This window comes from Campylobacter sp. CFSAN093260, from assembly GCF_012890095.1.
GTDB classification, from domain to species: domain Bacteria; phylum Campylobacterota; class Campylobacteria; order Campylobacterales; family Campylobacteraceae; genus Campylobacter_D; species Campylobacter_D jejuni.
Window position 1 is genome coordinate 981,183 of the sequence record NZ_CP040618.1, and the last position, 22,807, is coordinate 1,003,989.

At 30.9% G+C, this 22,807-nt stretch carries 25 protein-coding genes; 4 read left to right on the forward strand and 21 right to left on the reverse strand.

Annotation, left to right across the window (positions count from 1 at the left end; genetic code table 11):
• Positions 1-4 precede the first annotated feature (4 nt).
• From FBF22_RS05030 to FBF22_RS05045, 4 genes are read right to left on the reverse strand one after another with little or no spacing between them, the layout of a single operon-like run.
• A complete protein-coding gene (locus FBF22_RS05030; protein ID WP_004307655.1) occupies positions 5-811 on the reverse strand; it encodes an adenylosuccinate lyase in 807 nt (268 codons plus the stop codon).
• On the reverse strand, positions 812-1,531 hold the full coding sequence (locus FBF22_RS05035) for an arginyltransferase (protein WP_002888267.1): 720 nt from the start codon (positions 1,529-1,531) through the stop codon (positions 812-814).
• Positions 1,531-1,782 carry a hypothetical protein gene (locus FBF22_RS05040; RefSeq protein WP_002853000.1) on the reverse strand — a complete coding sequence of 84 codons (252 nt, stop codon included), beginning with the start codon at positions 1,780-1,782 and terminating at the stop codon, positions 1,531-1,533. Before FBF22_RS05040 ends, FBF22_RS05035 begins: the two co-directional genes overlap by 1 nt.
• A gap of 3 nt (positions 1,783-1,785) precedes the next feature.
• Complete coding sequence (locus FBF22_RS05045; protein ID WP_002856595.1) at positions 1,786-3,231, reverse strand: acetyl-CoA carboxylase subunit A; 1,446 nt, start codon at positions 3,229-3,231, stop codon at positions 1,786-1,788.
• A 139-nt stretch (positions 3,232-3,370) separates the two neighbouring features.
• On the opposite strand from FBF22_RS05045, the gene ftsW reads away from it, so the two are divergent.
• Positions 3,371-4,534 (forward strand): putative lipid II flippase FtsW, encoded by a 1,164-nt coding sequence (ftsW, locus tag FBF22_RS05050; RefSeq protein WP_002853553.1) that lies wholly within the window; start codon positions 3,371-3,373, stop codon positions 4,532-4,534.
• Complete coding sequence (gene murG, locus FBF22_RS05055; protein ID WP_002856115.1) at positions 4,531-5,559, forward strand: undecaprenyldiphospho-muramoylpentapeptide beta-N-acetylglucosaminyltransferase; 1,029 nt, start codon at positions 4,531-4,533, stop codon at positions 5,557-5,559. Before ftsW ends, murG begins: the two co-directional genes overlap by 4 nt.
• On the opposite strand, the gene FBF22_RS05060 is transcribed toward murG, so the two are convergent.
• From FBF22_RS05060 to FBF22_RS05110, 11 genes are all read right to left on the reverse strand, one after another.
• Positions 5,530-6,693, reverse strand: coding sequence for a CynX/NimT family MFS transporter (locus tag FBF22_RS05060; RefSeq protein WP_002860173.1), 1,164 nt, complete (start codon positions 6,691-6,693; stop codon positions 5,530-5,532). The genes murG and FBF22_RS05060 overlap by 30 nt on opposite strands.
• Before the next feature lie 21 nt (positions 6,694-6,714).
• Positions 6,715-7,566 carry an ATP-binding protein gene (locus FBF22_RS05065; RefSeq protein WP_002852987.1) on the reverse strand — a complete coding sequence of 284 codons (852 nt, stop codon included), beginning with the start codon at positions 7,564-7,566 and terminating at the stop codon, positions 6,715-6,717.
• Positions 7,567-7,628: 62 nt separating this feature from the next.
• The gene (locus FBF22_RS05070) at positions 7,629-8,519 is read right to left on the reverse strand and encodes an AraC family transcriptional regulator (RefSeq protein ID WP_002901132.1); all 891 of its coding nucleotides are present in this window, start codon (positions 8,517-8,519) and stop codon (positions 7,629-7,631) included.
• Positions 8,516-9,121, reverse strand: a complete 606-nt coding sequence (locus tag FBF22_RS05075; protein ID WP_002854024.1) for a thiamine phosphate synthase — start codon at positions 9,119-9,121, stop codon at positions 8,516-8,518. Before FBF22_RS05075 ends, FBF22_RS05070 begins: the two co-directional genes overlap by 4 nt.
• Positions 9,111-10,256, reverse strand: a complete 1,146-nt coding sequence (thiH, locus tag FBF22_RS05080) for a 2-iminoacetate synthase ThiH (protein WP_004307654.1) — start codon at positions 10,254-10,256, stop codon at positions 9,111-9,113. Before thiH ends, FBF22_RS05075 begins: the two co-directional genes overlap by 11 nt.
• A gap of 2 nt (positions 10,257-10,258) precedes the next feature.
• Positions 10,259-11,035 (reverse strand): thiazole synthase, encoded by a 777-nt coding sequence (locus FBF22_RS05085; protein ID WP_002867171.1) that lies wholly within the window; start codon positions 11,033-11,035, stop codon positions 10,259-10,261.
• 2 nt (positions 11,036-11,037) lie between these two features.
• Positions 11,038-11,841: a thiamine biosynthesis protein ThiF gene (gene thiF / locus FBF22_RS05090; protein WP_002859169.1), complete on the reverse strand. Its 804-nt coding sequence runs from the start codon at positions 11,839-11,841 to the stop codon at positions 11,038-11,040.
• Positions 11,838-12,029 (reverse strand): sulfur carrier protein ThiS, encoded by a 192-nt coding sequence (gene thiS, locus FBF22_RS05095; protein ID WP_002858367.1) that lies wholly within the window; start codon positions 12,027-12,029, stop codon positions 11,838-11,840. Before thiS ends, thiF begins: the two co-directional genes overlap by 4 nt.
• A gap of 9 nt (positions 12,030-12,038) precedes the next feature.
• Entirely contained in the window at positions 12,039-13,136 is a 1,098-nt protein-coding gene (dapE, locus tag FBF22_RS05100) for a succinyl-diaminopimelate desuccinylase (RefSeq protein WP_004307653.1), read from the reverse strand.
• A 4-nt stretch (positions 13,137-13,140) separates the two neighbouring features.
• Positions 13,141-13,740, reverse strand: coding sequence for a LysE family translocator (locus tag FBF22_RS05105; protein WP_004307652.1), 600 nt, complete (start codon positions 13,738-13,740; stop codon positions 13,141-13,143).
• Positions 13,733-14,434, reverse strand: coding sequence for an NAD-dependent deacetylase (locus FBF22_RS05110; protein ID WP_002803435.1), 702 nt, complete (start codon positions 14,432-14,434; stop codon positions 13,733-13,735). Before FBF22_RS05110 ends, FBF22_RS05105 begins: the two co-directional genes overlap by 8 nt.
• Positions 14,435-14,533: 99 nt before the next feature.
• On the opposite strand from FBF22_RS05110, the gene FBF22_RS05115 reads away from it, so the two are divergent.
• Both FBF22_RS05115 and FBF22_RS05120 read left to right on the forward strand, forming a co-directional pair.
• Positions 14,534-15,463: a polysaccharide deacetylase family protein gene (locus tag FBF22_RS05115; RefSeq protein ID WP_004307650.1), complete on the forward strand. Its 930-nt coding sequence runs from the start codon at positions 14,534-14,536 to the stop codon at positions 15,461-15,463.
• The gene (locus FBF22_RS05120; protein WP_223208873.1) at positions 15,456-16,442 is read left to right on the forward strand and encodes a hypothetical protein; all 987 of its coding nucleotides are present in this window, start codon (positions 15,456-15,458) and stop codon (positions 16,440-16,442) included. The genes FBF22_RS05115 and FBF22_RS05120 overlap by 8 nt, the downstream gene beginning before the upstream one ends.
• Here the strand turns inward: FBF22_RS05120 and FBF22_RS05125 are convergent.
• The 6 genes from FBF22_RS05125 to guaB all read right to left on the reverse strand — a co-directional run bounded on the left by FBF22_RS05125 (position 16,437) and on the right by guaB (position 22,801).
• Positions 16,437-18,647, reverse strand: coding sequence for an endonuclease MutS2 (locus FBF22_RS05125; protein WP_079264890.1), 2,211 nt, complete (start codon positions 18,645-18,647; stop codon positions 16,437-16,439). The two genes, FBF22_RS05120 and FBF22_RS05125, sit on opposite strands and share 6 nt — an antisense overlap.
• On the reverse strand, positions 18,637-18,987 hold the full coding sequence (locus tag FBF22_RS05130; protein ID WP_002783335.1) for a hypothetical protein: 351 nt from the start codon (positions 18,985-18,987) through the stop codon (positions 18,637-18,639). The genes FBF22_RS05125 and FBF22_RS05130 overlap by 11 nt, the downstream gene beginning before the upstream one ends.
• Positions 18,980-20,278 (reverse strand): UDP-N-acetylmuramate--L-alanine ligase, encoded by a 1,299-nt coding sequence (gene murC, locus FBF22_RS05135; protein WP_079264889.1) that lies wholly within the window; start codon positions 20,276-20,278, stop codon positions 18,980-18,982. Before murC ends, FBF22_RS05130 begins: the two co-directional genes overlap by 8 nt.
• 120 nt (positions 20,279-20,398) lie before the next feature.
• Positions 20,399-21,181, reverse strand: a complete 783-nt coding sequence (locus FBF22_RS05140; protein ID WP_002888304.1) for a carbon-nitrogen hydrolase family protein — start codon at positions 21,179-21,181, stop codon at positions 20,399-20,401.
• Positions 21,174-21,347, reverse strand: a complete 174-nt coding sequence (xseB, locus tag FBF22_RS05145; protein ID WP_002853034.1) for an exodeoxyribonuclease VII small subunit — start codon at positions 21,345-21,347, stop codon at positions 21,174-21,176. Before xseB ends, FBF22_RS05140 begins: the two co-directional genes overlap by 8 nt.
• Positions 21,344-22,801 (reverse strand): IMP dehydrogenase, encoded by a 1,458-nt coding sequence (guaB, locus tag FBF22_RS05150; protein ID WP_002856408.1) that lies wholly within the window; start codon positions 22,799-22,801, stop codon positions 21,344-21,346. Before guaB ends, xseB begins: the two co-directional genes overlap by 4 nt.
• Positions 22,802-22,807: the final 6 nt, after the last annotated feature.

Here is a 22,807-nt window from a genome sequence, read left to right on the forward strand (position 1 = left end):
TTTTTTAAGTATTATTCTTATAAAGTGCTTTTAAGTTATCATAGGCGATTTGTATTTTTTCAAACTGTTCTCTTGCGTAAGCTTTTTCTATTGCACTTTTTCCTTGATGAAAATCAGGATGATAAAGTTTTACCAAAATCAAATATTTTTGTCTGATTTCACTAAGATCATTTTGCGGAGTGCATTCTAAAGTATTAAAATAATTACTAAAAAGCTTAGCTAAAGCATTAAATTTCCATTTCATATTTTCTTTATTGTGAATATTTTGGCGAAATTTTTTATACTCTTCGCGGTCAACTTCAAAATTCACGCAATATTTTAAATGCTCGCTCTCATCTGCAAAAGCTTCAAAAAGTTCAAGGGTATTCTCGTTTTTATATTCTAAAATTAGAATATTTGTCATTTCATTATATTCTATATTATGATCTTGAAAATAATTTCTTATATAAGTAATAAATAATTTTTCATTAGAGCTTAACTTCATCAAAATTCTACCCGCAACAAAATCAATCTTGATAAACAACATAGGCTTAAGCATATTATTTTGCTCAAAAATTAATCTAAAAGTTTTAAAATGAGCATCTTGTAAATTCTCTATGCATTCATTTGCGCTTTTACGATATTTTTGATCTAAAACTTTTAAGAAATAACGGCGCTGTGGAATTTCATTTTCTTCAAAAAAAGAAAAAATTTTATTTTTTCGTCCTATGACCTTTGTGAAATTTTTGGTAATCAAGTCTTTAAAATACTGAAATACGCTAATATCATCTGTATTAACATTGATAGTTTCTAAAGTTTGCACGATTTGCATCTATTTCTCCCATAAAACCTCATTTTCAAAAAGCTCTTTAGCGCCTTTTAAAATTTCATTGGGTGTATAATCGGCTTTATAAGATAAAGATTGACACTTTTTTACAAAATACCCAAGATAAATATAATCTAAGTTCATTTTTTTAGCTATTTGTATTTCATTGAGCAAAGAAAATTTACCCAAAGAAAAATACGAAAAATCAGGATCATAAAAACAATAAATGCTTGAAATTCCATCCTCTAAAATATCAATCAAATCAACACAAACGAGCTTATCTTCTATATAAAATGCAAGCTCATATCCAAAATTCATAAAACCATCGACATAAAGATTATAATACTGTTTAAAGCTTAAATCATAACGCTTCCAGTTCTTTTTTTCTTCCATAAAACGATGGTATTTATCATATAAAAACAAATGTTCATTGCTTAAATTGGGTGTTCTAAGTATAACTTTGGTGTTAATATTTTTATTTACAACCCTTCTTTCACTTCTTGAAAAATTATATTCATTAACTAAAATTCTAAGACTTAAACATTCATCACAATCTTTACAAATAGGGCGTGAAAAATACCTACCAAAACGACGCCAACCTCGTTTTATTAGCTCATTATTGATTTCTTTAGGGCAATTTTCAATGTATTTATACTCTATTCTTGAACGTTTATCCTTTAAGTAAGGACACTGATCTTCAAGAGTACAAAAACCAATCTCAAGCATTAAATTTTCTTAATATCTGTATTTTTGATAAATTCGGAAAATTCATCCTGTAGTTTTTCTTGCTTTAAGAAAATTTCTTGCATTTCCTTATCTATGTTTGTTTCTTGATTTTTTTCGCGAATATCTTTAGCTAGTTTTTCTAAATTTTTTACACTTGCACCACTCTTGCTTGATTTCTTCGCTAATTTTGAAGTATTGGTGTTAGCTTGCATTTCTTTTTTAATACTTTTAAGACTGTCTAAAAAATCCATCTATTATTCCCTACTTTCTCGTATTTTTTTAAGCGTAGCAGCTATTGCAGCTATAACTTCTTCTTTATTTTCTTGATGACGATCTTCTGTTTTTTCTAATAATTCTTGCATATGTGTTTCTATGAAAGAGGTGTCTAAATACCCCCTTCTAAATTCTCTTGTTTTTGTAATGGCAATTAAAAATGGTATTGTTGTTCTAATATCATCAATCACAAATTCCTTCAAAGCACGCTCAAGTTTATTAACCGCTAAATCATAACTTGTTGCTTTAATAATAAGCTTTGCAAGCATGGAATCATAATAAGGCGGCACAGTATAGTCTTTATAAATATGACTATCAACCCTAACAGATGGTCCAAGAGCTGGGTAGTATTCTCCTATTTTTCCAGGACTTGGAATAAAATTTTTCCATACATTTTCAGCAGTAATTCTAGCTTCAATAGCAAAACCCCTAGGTTTAATATCGCTTTGTTCTAAGTCCAAAATTTCTCCTGCTGCAATACGAATTTGTCTTACAATAAGATCAATACCTGTAATTTCTTCAGTAATTGGATGCTCAACTTGAATTCTTGTATTCATTTCCATAAAATAAAAGCGATTATAATCATCAAGCAAAAACTCTATAGTTCCAGCATTTGTATAACCTACAGCCTTAGCAGCTGCCACAGCTGTAACACCCATGGTTTTTCTAAGATTATCTGAAATTCCAGGGCAAGGTGCTATCTCAATTACCTTTTGATGTCTTCTTTGAATAGAACAATCCCTTTCACAAAGATGGATAATATTTCCGTAGTTATCTCCTAAAATTTGAAATTCTATATGTCTGGGATTAACTACATATTTTTCCATAAATACTTCATCATTATTAAAGTATGTTAAAGCTTCTCTTTTGCAAGATTCAAAGGCATTTTCAAGATCTTGTTCTTTATGAACAACGCGAATTCCGCGTCCACCTCCACCACCTGAAGCTTTTAAAATAACAGGATAACCAATCTTCTCAGCAAAAATTTTAATTTCTTCCATGCTATAGGAATTTAATTTTTCAGTCCCTGGAACAATAGGTATGCCATTTTTAGCCATTAACTTACGAGCGATATTTTTATTTCCCATCTTATGGATTACTTCAGATTTTGGACCTATAAAAATAATTCCAGCATCTTCACAAGCCTTAGCAAATTCGTAATTCTCACTTAAAAATCCATAACCAGGATGGATCGCATCAGCACCACAAGCCTTAGCAATCTCGACAATACGAGCAACATCTAAATATCCTCTTATAGCATCCGTTCCTATGCGATAAGCCTCATCTGCGATTTTTACATGCAAACATTCACGATCAGGCTCTGTAAAAACTGCAACACTTTTAATATGTAAATCTCTACAAGCACGGATTACTCTAACAGCTATTTCAGCTCTATTTGCTATGAGAATTTTATGGATTTGATTCATAATTTGCCTTTTTTGTTATATTTTTATTGTTAATTTTAGCAAATTTTCCTTACAAAAACTTAGCAAAAAATTTAATTTATTTTAGTTATAATAAAACTTTTTAAAATTTTAATTCCAATAAAGAAAAGTTATAATTATAATGGTTGCTGATAAAAGATTATTTTATTTAAGTTGTATTTTAATCACCATAGGAATAGTATTTTCATACTCTCTTACAGCTTTTACTGTTCTTTTTCTTGACTATAGCGAGTTTCATTTTTTTATTCGTCAGCTTTTTTTTGGAATTAGTGGCATACTTATAATGTTTTTTATTTCTCGATTGGATCCTGATAAAGCACTTTCTAAAAAAATTATTTTAGCTATTTTGATTATTTCTTTTATCTTTATCATCATTTTGCCATTTTTACCTTCTGCATTAGCAACAGCTAGCGGAGGAGCTAAACGCTGGATACGCTTAGGCCCACTCTCTATCTCTCCTGTGGAATTTTTTAAAATAGGATTGATTTATTTTTTAGCATGGAGCTATACAAGGCGTATTGATGATAGCAAAAAAGCCATCAGACACGAGGCTTTAATTCTTCTGCCTTATTGTATCTTAGCTTCTATAGTTATAGGATATATTTATATCACTCAAAACGATTTAGGACAAAGCGTAATTTCTTTCTTTTTGATTCTAGCTTTAGCTTTTTTTGCAGGAGCTAGTAAAAGACTTTTTGCTTTTGGAACTTTAATCATTATGATGATAGGTATAATGGTAATTTTTAGTAACCAAAGAAGAATTCAAAGAATCGCTTCTTGGTGGGGGAATATACAAGATGCTTTTTTACCTATGCTTCCTGATTGGCTGGCAAATGCTTTAAGAGTAAGTAGCAACAGCGAGCCTTATCAAATTTCACACTCTTTAAATGCTATAGCCCATGGAGGAATGTTTGGCGAAGGCCTAGGACTTGGAACTTTTAAATTAGGCTTTTTAAGTGAAGTGCATACTGACTTTGTTCTTTCAGGAATTACTGAAGAAATAGGACTTTTAGGTCTTGGGGTTATTTGCTATATTTATCTTTGGATGATTTTAAGAATTTTTAGAATTGCAGGAAGATGTGAAGCTAAACAAGATTTTATTTTTTGTTCAGGCATAGCCTTACTTTTACTTTTTTCTTTCTTTATGAATGCTTTTGGTATTATTTCTCTTACTCCACTAAAAGGTGTAGCGGTTCCACTTTTAAGCTATGGAGGAAGTTCAATGTGGGCAATTTGCATAGGCATAGGATATGTATTAATGATTTCAAAAAAGGTTAAATTATGACAATAGCTTTAACAGGTGGTGGAACTGGAGGACATTTGGCCATAGTGCGTTGCTTATTAGAAAGTGCGATTAAAAAAAATATAGAATGTGTATACATAGGCAGTCAAAATGGTCAAGATAAAGCTTGGTTTGAAAATGAAGTACGCTTTAAGGAAAAATTTTTTTTAAGCTCTAAAGGAGTGGTTAATCAAAGCAAATTTGACAAAATCAGTTCTTTACTCCACACCTTAAAACTCTCCAAAGATTGTAGAGAAATTTTTAAAAAATACCACATCCAAGCCGTTTTTAGTGTAGGTGGATACAGTGCAGCTCCTGCATCTTTTGCGGCTTTATTCTCACATTTGCCTCTTTTTATACATGAACAAAATTCAAAAAGCGGCTCTTTAAATATGCTTTTAAAACCTTTCGCTACAAAATTTTTTAGCGCCTTTGAAAAAGAAATTAGCCCTTATCCTGTAGCAGATAAATTTTTTGATAATGCTAGGATTCGCAAAGAATTAAAAAATATTATTTTCTTAGGAGGATCACAAGGAGCTCAATTTATCAACGAACTAGCTTTAAATTTAGCACCAAAACTTCAAGAACAAAATATCAAAATCATCCATCAATGTGGAAAAAATGATTTTGAAAAGTGCAAAAAACATTATCAAAGCTTAAATATCCAAGCTGATATTTTTGATTTTAGTTTAAATTTGGAAGAAAAAATGAAAAATGCAGATCTAGCTATATCAAGAGCAGGTGCAAGTACTCTTTTTGAACTTTGTGCTAATACTTTGCCCACTATTTTTATACCTTATCCTTATGCAGCTAAAAATCATCAATACTTTAATGCTAAATTTTTACAAGATCAAGCTTTATGTCAAATTTTTATGCAAAACTCTATTAATCTTGATGAATTTTTTAAGTCAATATTAAAACTAAATCTAGAAAATATTTCTACAAGATTGCAAAATATAACCCAAAAAAATGGCGCAGATATGCTAATCCAAAAAGCTTTATTTGATAATTTGACTTTTATAAGATAAATATCCAAAGATATTTACTAAAATTCCAACAAAAACTAACATCAAAATAGCAAATGAAAAATTTTCAAATTTGTCATGCAAAAAACCTATAATCCATTGTCCTTGTGCTGCAATTAAATATCCAAAACCCTGAGCTAAAGCAGAAAGTCTCGCTGCTATTTGAGCATTAGAGCTTTTTTGTGCAATAAAAAGCAACGCAATGCCAAAAACTCCACCCCATGGAAAACCCATGATAAAAGCACTGATAATAATAGAAATTTTACTATCAAAAATAAAGAGCATACCAAAAGCGATCACATACATACTGCACAAACCTGCTATGTAAAAAGTATGTAAATTTTGTCTTAATTTTCCTAAAAGTAAAGGGCCAAAAAGAGACACTGGAGCTGCAACAAGTTGAGCAAATAAAACCATACTTGTAGAAAATTCTTTATCAAATCCTTTTTCTACAACAATTTGAACATACCAAAAAAACAAAGAATAAGCTAAAAAACTTTGAAATCCCATAAAAAGAGTAATTTTCCAAGTTGTTAAATTTATAAAAAGATTGATTTTTTTATGAGCTTTTTTCTTAATACGAAAAAATCTACCATTTTTAGCTTGAGGATAGTAAACTACTAAAGCTACAAAAGAAAAAATAGCCCAGAAAAACATAGCTCCAGCTAAATCAAATACACTAAGCAAAGGTATAGCTAAAGCAATACCTATAATCGAAGAAATACTCAAAACAAGACTATAAATTCCCATTATACTTGCCATTTTTTTTGGAAATTTTTCTTTAATAAAACTAGGAAGTAAAACATTTGCAATTGCTATACCACAGCCCATTGCTAACATTCCTAAAAATAAGCCATATACACCAAAATAAGAACGAATAATTTCGCCTAAAAAAATTAAAAAAATTCCAAAAACAATAGCACGAATAGGAGAAAAATACCCCACAATAAAAGAAATACCTCCAAAAGCTATCAAAGGAAGACTTGTAAGTATGCCTGCTACGGTTGAGTTTAAATAATACTTATCTTTAATAATATCAATAATAGGCCCCACTGCAGTAATTGGGGCTCTAAGATTAAAAGCTACAATAATAACAATAATAACATTAATCCAAAATATCTTTTTAAAAGAAGCCATTTAAAAGAAGCCATAAAAGCCTTATTTGTTAAGTTCTACTTTGAATATTTTACCTTCTGCCATCTTAGGAATCCATAAAATATTACCTTCAATAAATATATCTGCAGGACCTTTCATCAAAGGAAGTTCAAGTTTTACAGATTTAACATTATCTAAATTATAAATATATCCATTTAGATTATTTCCCCAAGAACTTACCAATAAACCATCTTTATAAGGAACTATTCCATCATAAGATTCTTTTTCATTTTTAATTATACTGAGTTCTTTTGTATTTAAATCATAAGCCATTACAACACCGCCACTTACACCATCAGGATGATAACCAGTTATAAAAAGCTTATGTTTTTTTCTATCTAGATATAACCCATTTGGACCGCCAAATTTTGCTAAATCAAGTTTTAATAATTCATCATATTGCTTAGTTTTTAAATCAACCTTTAAAATAAGCCCTGTGCCAGTATCGCTAACCAAAAGCGTATTGTCGTCTAATTTTTCTATGTCATTTAAAAAGATTGCACCTTTAATAGGTAAATTAAAAATTTCTTTTTTAGTTTTAAGATCAAAACCGCGTAAAACATCGATATCTACCACATAAAGAGTTTTTCCAATCTCCATCATGCCTTTTGGTGCATTAAGATGGGTTAAAAATTTATATTCTAGCACTTTGCCATTTTTATCAAGCTTAGAAATAAATCCATCATTATCTTTCGCCAAAGGTTCAAGTTTTTCTCCTACATTAGATACATAAACATAGTTTTTATCTACAAAAATACTTTCAGGGCTTTTAAAACCATCAAATTCTTGATATTTTAATTCACTTGCACCAAGCAAACTTCCAAGAAGCGCTAAACTTAAAACATATTTTTTCATATTTTCTCCTTTATTTAAAAATATTTTCATTGAATTATATTTATTTAGATAAAAAAAATGTGCTAGTTTTTTGATAAAAAATACAAGTTTTTTGTTTTTTGATATTGCTTAGGAGTTTGCTCATATTTCTCTTTAAATCTTTCAATAAACCAAGCTGCCGAAGAAAAAGCGCACTCATTAGCTATTTCATTGATATTTTTTTTAGAAAATTTAAGTAAAATCTTTGCTTTTTGCAACCTTTTTTCATCTAACCATTTTTTAGGACTTTGTCCAAAACATTTCTTAAATTCTTTAGAAAAAGTTGCTAAATCTAATTTCGCAAAATTAGACATTTCATTTACGCTTAAAAATTCTCTACCACAATACTCAAAAAGTTGGGAAAGATCAAGGCGAAATTCTTTTAAAATTCCTGATAAAAAACTAATAAAATAAATATTCTTATTTAAAAGCAAATGTAAAAAAATCTCTTCAAATTTCAAACTCACTATAGGATCTAAAATTTGCGTATTTTCTTCAAAATGCGGTGAAAAACTTTCCAAAATTCCTTGCAAAATCTTATCATTTTTTACCCAAAAAATTTCATAGTTTTGAAACTTTTGATCTAGTTTAAAAAAATCTTTATACTTATAAATAAGTTCAATTAAAAATGCATTGTCAAAAAAAAATAAATAAGCTTCATAAACTCCTTTACTAAGTCCTACATTGCTTAAAGTATAGCTCCCAGCTTTTAAAAACAAAGTTTCATAAGAGTTAATCTTATAATCTTTTGATGCAGTATGTAAAATTTTATATCCTTTGCGAACAAAAGTTAAAAGATGACTTCCTACATTAACAAAAGTAGAATGCGAAGTATCCGTTTGTGTATATTTAGCAAAAGTGCAAGATTTAATTTTTTTATAATTGACACCTTTTAATTGCTTTAAATCTTCTGGTAAAGAAAGAATTTTATTCATCGTAAATTTTGCCTACATTCTAAAAGATACTTTTTAAGATCTTTTTCTTTCATTAAAATTTCACGCATGCAAACACCTACTACATTTATATCTTTAAAATTTTCTATATTTTGAGCATTGATACCGCCTATAGCATAAAGTGGAATTTGACTAAATTCAAGCAAGGATTTTAAAAAATCAATCCCTTTAGGTTCTAAACCCATCTTGCAAGAACTTTCAAAAATATGCCCTACAAAAGCATAATTTACCTTATAGCTCATCGCCTCTAAAAGCTCTTCTTTGCTATGGACTGAAGTACCAAGTATATGAAAATATTTTGTTAATTTAGGTTCTTTTCTTAGCAAAGAAAGCGGTGCGTGAAAATAACGATGTCCCAATTTTAAACACCCCCTATCAAAAAAATGCAAAAAACAAGTCACTTTTTGCTTTGCGCAAATGCTTAAAACTTCTTTTGCTAAGTCATAATACTCAAATTCGCTTAAATCTTTTTCTCTTAAAACTATAGCATCTACCTTAGCCTTAGCAAGTTTTTCAATCTGCTTTAAAAAGTCTATTTCTACACATTTTCTATCGCTTATGGCGATGATTTTTTTATCCCACATAGATACTATCGCTCATCACAGCTTGTAAATTGGATCTTTTAAGCATAGCTAAAATTTCATCTACGCTTCTATCATCTGAAATTTCAAACTGCTCATCACCCTTTTTCTCACCCTTATGCTCACCTATACCCACACTCACTCCTGCACTCATTTTAGTAGCACCAAGCTTAATAACCTCATCTCTAAAACCTATTCTTTCACGACTTGAAATGGTAATGCCCGCAAAAGGCAAAAAGAGTCTATAAGCACAAAGTACTTGCAAAAGGCGTTTTTCACTCACATCTTTAGGATGGATTTTAGCATTATTGATAATAGGCCTTAAACGTGGTACTGAAATAGAAATTTCAGCATGCGAATAAGCTTGTTGTAAAAAATGTGCATGAAGCGCCGTAGCAAGAGCGTCTTTTCTAAAATCATCTATACCCAAAAGTGCCGCAAAAGCCACTCCACGCATACCCGCTTTTAAAGCTCTTTCTTGAGCATTAAAGCGATAAGGAAAAATGCGTTTTTCACCAGCTAAATGAATTTTAGAATATTTTAGAGGATTGTAAGTTTCTTGAAAAACAGTCACATAATCACAACCCTTTTCATGCAAAATTTTATATTCATCTTCATTCATAGGATAAATTTCAACACCTACAACCTTAAAATACTCTCTAGCAATCTTGCAAGCATTTGCTATATATTCTACACTTGCAAACTCCCTACCCTCACCTGTTAGCATTAAAATTTCTTCTAAACCACTTTTAGCAATGGCTTGCATTTCTTCGTGAATTTCAGCTTCATTTAGCTTAGCTCTTGCGATTTTATTGCCTTTTTGAAAACCACAATAAACACATTTAGAATTACAATAATTTGACAAATAAAGCGGAGTAAAAAGAGAGATAGAATTTCCAAAATATTTTTGCTTGACTTTGGTGGATTTAAAGGCTAATTCTTCTATGAAATCTTCTGCTGCACTTGAAAGCAAGGCTTTTAAATGCTCTATACTTAAATGCGTTTGATTTAAAGCATTTTTAACATCCTTGGCGCTAAATTGACTCTCATCATAGCTTTGAACTTGAGTTAAAACCTTGTTTAAAATTTCGCTTTTTATTTCCTGCATGTGAGGTAAATACTGCATATAATCTTGCATAATTAATCCCTTAAAAAGCCTGTTAATGGGGAACTTGCTTTAGCTTCACTCACACTTGCCAAACCTGCTAAAAAAGCCGCTCTTCCTGCATTTACCGCCAAAGAAAAAGCTCTAGCCATCAAGGCTATATCTTTTGCTTCAGCTATGGCTGTATTTACCATCACCGCACTTACTCCCATTTGCATAGCTTCACAAGCTTGTGAAGGACTTCCAATACCCGCATCTACAATGATAGGCAAATCAATTTCATTAAGCAAAATTTGTATAAATTCCTTAGCACATAAGCCTTTATTGCTCCCAATAGGTGCTGCTAAAGGCATGATAGCCGCAGCTCCTGCATCACGCATAGCTCTAGCTGCGTAAAGATCAGCATGCATGTAAGGTAGAGGTGTAAAACCCTCTTTAGTTAAAAGCTCGCAAGCTTTAATCGTTTCATAATTATCAGGCAACAAATACCTACTATCGCTTATCACTTCTATCTTGATAAGTTCTCCACAACCAAGTTCTCTTGAAAGCCTTGCAATGCGTAAGGCTTCTTCGGCGTTTCTTGCGCCTGAAGTGTTGGGTAAAAGTGTGATATTTTTAGGGATATAATCAAGTATATTAGCAATTTCCCCTGTATTTGCACGGCGTAAGGCTAGAGTGATGATCTGCGCTTTAGCTTCTTCTATAGCTGATTTTATAAGCTCTAGCGAATATTTTCCAGAACCTAAAATAAATCTTGAATCAAACTCGTATTTGCCTATTTTTAATTTATCATTTTTTAATTTTTCTTGCATTTTTACTCCTTATTTGCTAAAAGTTCTAAAACAAGGTTACTTTGATGTCCTGCGCAAATATTTACCCTTGGCGCCATAAGTCCATTTCCTAGCTTAGCACCATTTACCAAATCCCCACACACATAGAAATTTTTAGCAATTTTTCTTGTTTGTATGCTGTTGCTATCACCATAGCCCGCAAGCCCTGAAGCGCAGATTAAAATACTATCTTTGTAAAATCTATGAAAATTTTGTGCCATCATTGCTTTTGCGATAGCACTATCAAAGGCTTCACAAACTATATCTATATCTTTAAACAAAGATTTTAAATTATCCTCATTGATTTTCAAAGTGCAAATTTCAATGCTGATATAAGGATTAATTTCGCTAATTTGCTCTTTTAAAGCTTCGGTTTTAAATTTACCCAAATCACTTACACGATAAGCTTGACGATTCAAATTGCTAGGCTCAATCACATCAAAATCAATCAACTTTAAATACCCCACTCCACTTCTTGCCAAATTTATCGCTATATGTGATCCAAGTCCGCCTAAACCACACACCGCCACGCGCCCATTTTTAAGTTTATCGTGAAGCTTTGGTGTATGTCTTGCTCTCATCATAGCGTCTAGCGCATCTTTTGGAGGTAAAGTATTTCTTTCTATACAAAAAAGCTCATCATCTTCGTTTAAAGCGATATTCTCTTTTGTTGCAAAACCATTGATAATCCATACATCATTTTCATTTTTGCTGATATTTTCAAAAAATTCCAAACTTGTTTTAAAGTCTGTATCAAGTTCTTTGCCATTAAATTTTACTCTCATCATCCACCTCCTACAAAACTTACAATTTCAGCTTTATCGTTTTCTTTTAAAATCAAATTTTCAAATTCGCTCTTAGGTACAATCTCTCCATTTAATTCCAAGGCGATAAGTTCGATTTTAAAACCTTTTTCTTTGATAAAATCCATAAATTTAAGCTCTTTTAGCTCAAGCTTTTGTCCATTGATAATCATTCTAAACCTTTAAAAATTTTCTATCAAGTCTTTAAAAACAAGGCAAAGTTTTTCAAATTCTTCTATACTTACTCTTTCATCAATAGCGTGAATTCTATCATTACAAACCCCAAATTCCACTACCTTTACACCGTATTTTGCAAAATACCTTGCATCACTTGTGCCGCCTTTAGTATTAAGCTCTGGCACTTCATGGGTGATTTTTTGAACGCTTTCATTCATTTTTTGAACGATTTTATTATCGATATTTGTCAAAAAAGCTTCGCTTGATTGTTTTAGCTCTAACTCATAGTTTAAACCATGACAAATTTTTTCTACATAACTTTTTACATCTTCTAAGCTTGTATCAGGGGAATTGCGAACATTAAACATAAGTTTTAAATCATTTGGCGTAACATTACACACCCCCATACCTCCGCGAATATCAGTTATAACGATTTTTGAAGGACTAAATTCAGCACTTCCAGGATCAAGATCAAAACCCGCTAAAAGCTTTAAAACTGGCGCAAAATCATGCACAGGATTGATACATTTTTCAGGGTAAGCCGCATGCCCTTGTTTTCCACGGATTAAAAGTTTTCCATTGATAGAACCACGACGCCCTATTTTAATACTATCGCCGATTTTTTTAACGCAGGTTGGCTCGGCAACCACAGCATAATCAGGTAGCATATCTCTTTCTTGCATCCATTCTAAAACAGCCTTAGTTCCATATATAGCTTCGCCTTCTTCATCACTTGTTAAAATAAGGCTAAGTCTAGCTCCTTTAAAATCCGCATTCTTTGCCGCATCTACAAAGGCTGCTACTCCGCTTTTCATATCTTGAGCACCCCTTGCATAGATAAAGCCTTCTTTTTCCATAGGCACAAAAGCATCGCTACTCCAACCCTCACCTGCAGGCACCACATCTACATGCCCACCAAAAGCTAAATGCTCGCCTTCATCTTTAAATTTTTTAGTGAGTAAAAGGTTTTTAATGCCTTCTTTTTCTATAAAAAAAGCTTCAAAATCACTCAGTTCCATAGCGATGAAATTTAAAGCTCCATCATCATTTGGCGTAACAGATTTAAATTTTAAAAGTTCGATTAAAAATTCTTTTGCATTCATTTTTTTATCCTATAAAAGTTTTATATAATAAATTAAGAGCAAAATACTCTATAATTATAGCTGAAATTATATTGATTATAAAAACAACTTTTGCACTAAAAACATGACTATATCTTGCCACCACAAAGGCTAAAGCACTTACCCAAAAAAGTATAGCCACAACAAGCCCTAAAATCATCAAATAAGCATGATCACTACTTAAAACCACACTTGCAGCGCTAAGCCAAAATCCTATCACAAAAGGATTTGAACCATTTAAAAAAGCTCCCTTAATATAACTTTTCAAAAGACTTTCTTTAAATTCTTTATGCTCTAAATTTAAGCTTTCTTTCTTTTTTCTTAGCATCAAATACGCCATATAAGTTAAAAAACAAAAACCAAAAATCGCCAAAGAACGCATAAAAATAACATTACCTAAAAAATTTAAAAGCCCAAATTGAAGCAAAAAAAGATAAAGCATATCTATGCTAAATGCTCCAAGTCCTACAGCTATGGAATTTTTAAAAGCTTTTAGCGCATAAGTTAAAATCAAAATATTTACAGGCCCAAAAGGCACACTCACTCCAAAACCCAAAAAAACTCCACTTAAAAAAGAATCAAACATTACCATCTTTCATAAAATTTTCTATATCAAGTGCGATTTTATCAATAGCGCTTATAATATCTTCTATATAGATTTTATCAAAATACCACTCTAAATTCGCATCTTTTTCGTAGATATTTAAAATACTTTTTTCGCACATTGAAGCATAACGCCCTACAGGCAAAACCGCCCCACTTGTGCCTACACTGATAAAAAGCGAAGTTTGATTTAGCAAAGAATAAAGCGTAGCATAAGCAGGGGCTTGCTCTTCAAACATGACTATATTGTGTCTTAAATCCTTGCTTTTGCATTTTGGGCATTGTTTATCTGTGATTTTTTCATAACCTATATTAAAAATTCCTTCGCATTTTAAGCAGCGAAGTTCAGGCAAAAAGCCATGCAAATGTACTACATCTTTACACCCTGCACGCTCTAGCAAATCATCTACATTTTGCGTGATGACAAAAAGGTTTTTACCCCATTTTTCTTTTAACTGTGCGATTTTTTCATGAGCATGATTTGGCTTTACATTTTGAAGTTGTGCCCTTCTTGCATCGTAAAAATCAAGTACTTTTTTAGGATTTTTTCTAAAACCTGTTGCAGAGCAAACCTCCATCACATCGTATTCTTCCCAAAGTCCATCATTATCTCTAAAAGTTTTAAGCCCACTTGGAGCAGACAAACCCGCTCCGCTTAATATCATAATGTTTTTCATTACCAAACCTTAATTTTTTAAAAGAGTAGCAAAAAATATTTAAATCTAAGTTTTATTTTTAAAATAACTTTGATATAATACTTCAAAAGGAATTAAATCATGAAAATAATAATGTATCATTATATAAGAGAAAGTTTAAAACAACTACCTAACTTTAGATATTTACACATTGAAAATTTCAAAAAACAATTAGATTTCTTTGAAAAAGAATTTGGATTTGTTACCTATAATGATTTTTTACACCTAAAAGAAAATCCATTATTTTGCAATAAATTAAAAAATAAAATTTTATTAACTTTTGATGATGGACTTAAAGATCATTATAATTATGTTTTTAATGAACTTATAAAAAGAAAACTTTTTGGTATATTTTTTGTTCCTACTCGCATATTTAAACAAAAAAAAGTACTAGATGTTCATAGAATACATTATTTACTTGGAAAAATGGGGGGGGGGATTTTATTAAATACTGCCTACAATATCATAAAACCAAACATGTTAAAAAAATCTTCTTTAAAACTTTTTAAAAACTACTATCAAGAATTAGATGATGATAAAAACACAAAAGACTTTAAACTCTTATTTAATTATTTTATAAAACCAGAATATAAAGAAAAAATTTTAGATCAAATTACTATAAATTTTTGGAATGATGAAGAAATTTTTAATGATTTATATTTAAACAAAAACGAATTAAAAACAATGAGTGAAAATGGCATGTTAATAGCCAGTCATAGCTCCACTCATTTAAGCTTCAAAACTTTGGGTATACATAATCAAAAATATGAATTGCAAACTTCTATAAGTTTTTTAAACTCTTTCATAAAACCATCGATACAAGTATTTTCTTATCCCTATGGAGAAAGCACTTCTTATGCAAAAAGATGGCTTAAAAAATATAATTTTGATTTTGCCTTTAGTTCTATACCTTCAAAAGATATTGAATATAAAGATTTAATCAATAATCCATTTGCACTCCATAGATATGATTGCAATGAATTTATTTATGGAAAGGCTAACTTTGGTTGAAATTAGATTTGCAAAATTAGAAGAAGCAAGTAAAATAATGGAATTTATAAAAAATCATTGGAGTAAAAATCATGTATTTTCCTATAGAAAAGAGGTGCTTGATTTTCAGTATTTAGATAAATACAACCAAAGGTATAATATAGTTTTGGGATTGGAAAATAATATTATTCAATCTATATTAGGTTTTACTTTGCTTAGTCAATATGATGATAATCTTGAAATCAATAAAGATTTATGGTTTGGAATTTGGAAAAGTATTAAACCTACATTTGGATTAGTATTAATTAAATTTTTACTAGAAACTTTAAAACCAAAATCAATAGGAAATGCTGGATTATCAGAGCATGGTATAAAATATTATAAACTTTTTTTATATGATAAAATAGAACCACTTAAGCATTTTTATATTAAAAATGATAAAAAAAATATTTTTTATATAGCTGATTTTGCAAATTCTCCATCGATATGTAACTTAAAAAATATTAATTTTACATATAAAATTTTAAATGCAGAAGAATTTATAAAATCAAATATTAAATTTAATTTTATGCCTTATAAATCCAAAAAATACTTTATAAACAGATACTACAATAACCCTTTTTACAAATATCAATTTTTGGGAATATTTGAAAAATCTACACTAAAATGTATTTTTGTTACAAGAGAAATAAAAATACTTCAAGCAAAATGTATTAGAATAGTTGATTTTATAGGTAATTTTACAGAAAATATTTATAGTCTTTTTCAAGAATTTTTAATACAAAATGATTATGAATATATTGATTTTCTTTGTTATATTAACGATTTTTCAAAAATTACAAATATGGGATTTATAGAAAAAAATAAAGAAGTGATTACAAATTATTTTGAACCTTTTATTAAAGAAAATCAAGAAATATATTTTGCATATAAATGCAATAATAAAAACTATGCATTTTTTAAAGGTGATAGCGATCAAGATAGAATTAACAAATTATAATCTTACCACCTTAGCACCAAAGCCACCTTGATTGATCGGTGCGTCATTAAAGCCCTTGACACTTTTATGAGTTTTCAAAAACTCTCTTACAGCAAAGGCAAGCTTTCCTGCTCCTATACCATGGTAAACTAAAACTTCATCAAAGCCTGCAAGCAAAGCATCTGAAATAAATTTATCAAGCCTTGAAATAGCTTCATCACTCCTAAGCCCGTGCAAATCCAAGCTAACACTAAGATTAGTCGGTTTTGCCACACTAATGCTTGTTTTTGGACTTATTTTAGATGTAGGAGTGCTTTTTTTAAGCAGTTTTAAAGGCACACGAAGTTTGATCCCATCACTTTCAACCATAGCATCGTTTTTAGAAATGCTTATGATTTTACCCTTAATTTTTTCATATTTTACAAAATCCCCCACACGCAATTCTTCGTTTTGCTCCATACTTGGCAAGATGATTTCTTTTTTAAGTTCATTGGCTTTATTAAGACTTCTTTGCTTGTCTTTTATATCTTTAAGCTGTATGGTTTTTTTAGCTTCTTCTATGGCTTTGTGAAATTTAAATTCTAAATTTCTCAAACTCGTACGAAATTCTTGTTCATTTTTTTCTTTTTGCTCTTTTAAGGAAAGTAAAATTTCATCGACTTTTTGCTCTTTTTTCTCGACATTTTCAAGCTTAGCTTTTAGTTCTAATTCAAGATTGATATTTTTACCCACAAGCTCTTCTAAATTTTCTTTATCCTCGCCATAAAGCTTTTTAGCCTCGCTAACTAAATTCGGCGGAATCTGATAACGCAAAGCGGTTTCAAAGGCATAAGATTTTCCTATGGTGCCTTTTAAAAACTCGTATTTTGGGCGTGAAAGCTCTTCATCATATAAGGCAGCGATGAGTTCAACTTGCTCATTCTTTGCTAAAAGCATGGCAAGGCGTTTGTGGTGTGTAGTAATGATGATTTTAAGATTATTAGCTATGAGTTTTGAAATTAACACACTATACAAACAAGCCGCTTCTTCAAAATCTGTTCCAAGCTCTATTTCATCGATACCTAAAAGCAAATTTTTCCTAGAAAAAAGTCTAGAAAAATGCAACATTCTTCCTGCAAAAGTTGAAATGTCGTTTTTAACATTTTGCGGATCTTCTATGATGGCATCAAATTCTTTAAAAGTACCGATTTTACTTTCACTTGCTTTTATATGCATAGGCAAAAGATGTTTAGCTAAAAATGCTGCGCTTAGCATGGATTTTAAAAGCATGGATTTTCCGCCTGCATTTACCCCTGTGATGATTAGAACTTGTTTTTTAAATTCCAAACTCACGCTTTTTGGATTTTTTAAGGCAGGATGAGCGAAATTTTTAAGCACTAAATCCGTACTTTGATCACACAAAACAAATTCAAAATCCCTTTTTTTAGCAAGCAAAACCCTAGCACTATAATGATCAAAAAGATCAAAGGCTGTATTGATAAATTTTAAAAAAGGTAGATTTTTTACTAAAAAAGCTGAGAAATTTTTAGCGTATTCATAATAAATTTCTTCTTTTTGATTTTTGATTTTTTCTATATCATTTTGCAAATTTTCAACACTTAAAGGCACGATATAAAAGCCACCGCCATTACTTCTGCCTATGATTTTTGCTTTAATAGCGTGATTAAACCCGCCTCTTACAAGCAAGGCTTCAAGATTGTTTATAAGATGGATTTGTGTATCGATAAGATAAGGCATTAAAGCTTTTGTATAGCAAAATTTCTTAAACTCAGCTATTATGCTTTCATTTTTTAATCTTAGAGCGGCATTAAGATTTACAAGTCTTTCATCTAAACTTTCTTTTAACTCCCCTTTTTCATCGAAATTCAAACAAAGCTCCAAAGCCCCGCTAACAAATTCTATCTTTTGTAGCCAAGAGTCTAAATTTGTTCCTAGTTTTATTTTTTTTAACTTTTCAAAATAACGAAAAATTTTTACAAATTCAAAAATTTCATCTAAATGCAAAATTCCTTGCTTACTTAAATGAACCAAGGCTTTATCAAGATTGCTAAGCTCTGGTATAGTAGGAAATTCCACCTCGCAAAGCTCATGTATACGTTTAAAATGAAGATTAGAATCTCCTTGCAAAAAAATCTCCTTATCTCTTGCAAAAAGGGCTTTAAACTCTTCTAAATAGCCGTTTAAATCAAGCTTTGAGATCAATTCTTCTTTTGTATCATTCATCATTTAACCTACAATCTTTAATATCTATGATTAAAGAATTAAAACTTTGATTATTATCCTTTGAAATAAAACTTCCTGTACCAAATTCATAATTAAAATACGCCTTAGAAACATTGATATCTTTACATAAAATATTTTTATTTTGATTAAAAGCTACGATAATATCTGTTCTTAAATGACTTTTTTGCGTGTTTTCAAATTCAAAAAATACCGCTAAAACAATAAAAATCACAAGTAAAATACCAAAAAAAGGTTTAGTTTTTTTGCCTAATTTTTCACGCAAAGCAAAAGTGATTAAGGCTAAAATTAAAATAATTAAAAAATATAAAAAAAACCTACTCATTTTTTTGCCTTAATTTATTACTGATATCTCCTGCACCAAAACCTATAATAAGCCCTTCTTCAAAAACTTGCCCCTTAGAAGCTACCAAAAATTTACCCTCTCTTTTGATATCTTCTACAAATAAAGCCTTAGGAAAAACCGCTTCTAAATCAAGCCCTATAGGCTCTTCTCCTGCAGTATAAACAGGTAAAATTATAAGCTCGTCTACACCTTCAAAAGCCTTTGCAAATTCCTTTAAATTTGCAGCCAAACGCGTGTAGCGGTGGGGTTCAAAGATAGCTGTGATTTTCTTATATCCGCCTAATTTTGCGTATTCTTGTGCTGCACTTAAAGTCGCTTTTATTTCGGTGGGATGATGACCATAATCATCGATTAAAACCAAATTTTCATCAGCATGTAAAATATCAAAACGCTTTTTAATACCTTGATAATTTTTAAGCCTAGTTCTTATCGTTTCTATATCTAAGAAATTTAAAGCCGCCAAAATCGCCAAAGACGCATCAAGGGCTAAATGATATCCCATGCCAAAAACCTTAAATTCACCTAAATTTTTCAACTCAAAGCTTGTAAAAGGTTTGAAATTTTCTATACGCATGGTGCAGTTTTTGATATCTTTGCTCGGATAAAGCTTGGTTGACTCATTTTTATAATTTTTCAAAAACTCATCTTCAGCATTAATCACGCGAATTTTAGCCGTATCTAAAAACTCCGCATAAGCATGATGGAGTTTTGAAACTTCATTGCCATAATGATCTAAATGCTCTGCTTCTGCATTAGTAACTATAGCCAAATAAGGATTTGAATTTAAAAAAGAACTATCGCTCTCATCAGCTTCAAAAACAAGGTTTTGGCTTTCTTTATAAATCATATTTGAACCAAATTCTTTTAAAATCGCTCCGATGATCACAGAAGCATCACCAAGCAAAGAAGCCAAAATACTTGAAGTTGTGCTTTTTCCATGTGCTCCTGCAACTGCAAAAACGCGCTTATCTTCTAAGATAAGAGGTAAGGCCTCCTTGCGTGAAAGGCATTTAATGCCTAATTCTTTAGCGTGTTTAAATTCAGGATTTTCTTCTTTGATAGCAGCAGAATAAATAACTAAATCTTTGTTTAAAATATTGTCTTTATGATGAGGGATACTGACCTTAACCCCTTCTTTTTCTAGTTCTTTAGTGATTTTACTCTCTTTAAGATCACTTCCGCTAATTTTAAAACCTTTTTCTTTTAAAAATCTTGCTAAAGCGGAAATTCCTATACCGCCTATGCCGATAAAATGGATATTTTGCATCATTTAAACCTTTATACTTTAAAGGCTAAATTTTAGCACTTTTTTACTAAAAAGAAAATATAAACCTTAGCTTCTATCAGCTCTAGATAACTTTTATAAACTTATAAATCTATAAGTATAAATTTAATTTTTAAATTCTTTTATTATCTTATCAAAACCCCAAAGTTTTCTTGCTTCATCACTTTTTTTAGGCTCTATAATAAGCATTTCTTCTTCAGAACCCAATTTACTTTCTATCTCACCAAAAGCATTAATAAACAAAGTATCGCCGTAAAAATTCCACTCATCTTTTGTTTTGCCTATGCGATTTACTCTTAAAATGCTTGTAGAATTTAAAAAAGCTCTTGTTTTTAAAAGTTCTTCCCATCTTTGTTTGCTTTCAAAGGTACAAGCACTAGGAACGATAACCAAATCAATTTTTTTCGCCATAATCTGTTGCCAAAAAATATCAAAATGTGTCTCAAAACCAAAAAGCAAAGCACATTTTAATTTTTCATAATTAAAAGTAAAAATTTTTAATTCTGATGGAGTTTTGTTGCTGAAAAATTTTTCTTCATTCCAATGTTCATAAGGCATTAAAATTTGCTGTTCATAACTTTTCACACCATTTGGAGTAACTTTTAAGCAAAGTTTTTTATAACTTTTAGCTTCAACGCTTACATAAGGAGCGATAATTTCTAATTCGTATTTTTTAGCAAGTTTAATCAAGCTTTCTTTTTTAGCTTCGCTTTGTTCTTTTATCATATTTTTTGGCATATGCAAAAGTTCTGTAAAAAAACTGTTGATCACATATTCTCCCAAAACTACTAAATTTACTCCATTGTCTTTTGAAGCTTTAAGATAATAATCAAGCCTTGATTCACTTAAAGCTAAAGTTGGAAACTGTAAAGCTGCTATTTTACTCATCGATTTGCTCCACTTCTAATTTTGCTTTTTCAAGCTCAAGTCTTGCTTTTTTGATACTCTCTAAACCTTCTTTATAAATTTTTACACTTTCATCTAAGGCAAGCTCTTGATTATTTAATTTTTCCAAAGATTCATTAGCGTGTTTTAAATTTTCTTCAAAACTCATTGATGATTAACCTTGTAGTTTGGTGCTTCATGAGTGATAGTAACATCATGCACGTGACTTTCTTTAAGCCCTGCAGTGGTAATTTCAACAAATTCGGCTCTTTTTTGAAAATCTTCTATATCTTTAGCCCCAACATAACCCATAGAAGAACGCAAACCTCCTAAAAGTTGATGCACCACGCTTCTTATACTTCCCACATAAGGAACACGCCCTTCTATACCTTCAGGAACGAGTTTATCTTGAGCAGTACCTTGCTGAAAATATCTATCCGAACTTCCCTTTTGCATAGCCCCAAGTGAGCCCATACCACGATAAGACTTATATTGTCTTCCTTGATAAGTAAAAAGCTCTCCTGGGCTCTCATCCGTTCCAGCTAAAAGCGATCCTATCATAACAGAACTCGCACCTACAGCTAAAGCTTTTGCGATATCACCTGAATATTTAATCCCGCCATCAGCTATCACAGGAACGCCAAATTTATTTGCTTCTTCCACGCACTCATCAATGGCTGAAATTTGAGGCACGCCCACACCTGAAACAATACGTGTAGTACAAATACTTCCTGGCCCAATACCTACTTTAACCGCATCTACTCCTGCTTCACAAAGTGCTTTTGCTGCAGCTGCAGTGGCGATATTTCCTGCGATAAGATCTAAATTTGGATATTTAGCCTTAATTGCTTTTACTGTATCAATAATACCCTTAGAATGCCCATGCGCAGAATCAAGCACAACAACATCAACGCCTGCTTCAACTAAAGCATTCACACGATCCATTTGCCCTACTCCTATAGCCGCACCCACGCGCAATCTTCCAAAATTATCTTTATTGGCATCAGGATATTCTTTGCGTTTTTTAAGATCTTTTATAGTGATAAGTCCTTCCAAGCGTCCTTGTTCATCAACTATAGGAAGTTTTTCTACTTTGTTGGTGCTGAAAATTTTTTCCGCATCATCTAAAGTACAACCCTTTGGAGCAGTAATTAAAGGCATTTTAGTCATAACATTTTCAACCAAATTTGAAAAATCACTCTCAAATCTTAAATCACGATTGGTGAGTATGCCTATTAGTTTCTTATCTTCATCTACTACAGGAACACCTGAAATTCTATACTCTGCCATAATTTCTAAAGCTTCCGCAACACTTGCCTTAGGACTTACAAAAATAGGATCGATAATCACCCCGCTTTCGCTTTTTTTCACTCTTTTTACTTCTCTAACCTGTGAGGCTATATCCATGTTTTTATGAATCACTCCAAGCCCTCCAAGTCTTGCCATCATAATAGCAGCCCTGTGTTCAGTAACTGTATCCATAGCCGCAGAGATTAAAGGCATATTTAAAGTGATATTTTTTGTTAATTTAGTGTGAATTTTTACTTCCTTAGGTAAAACTTCAGAATACCCAGGACGCAATAATACATCTTCAAAAGTTAAAGCTCTTTTTACAATTTTCATCTTTCA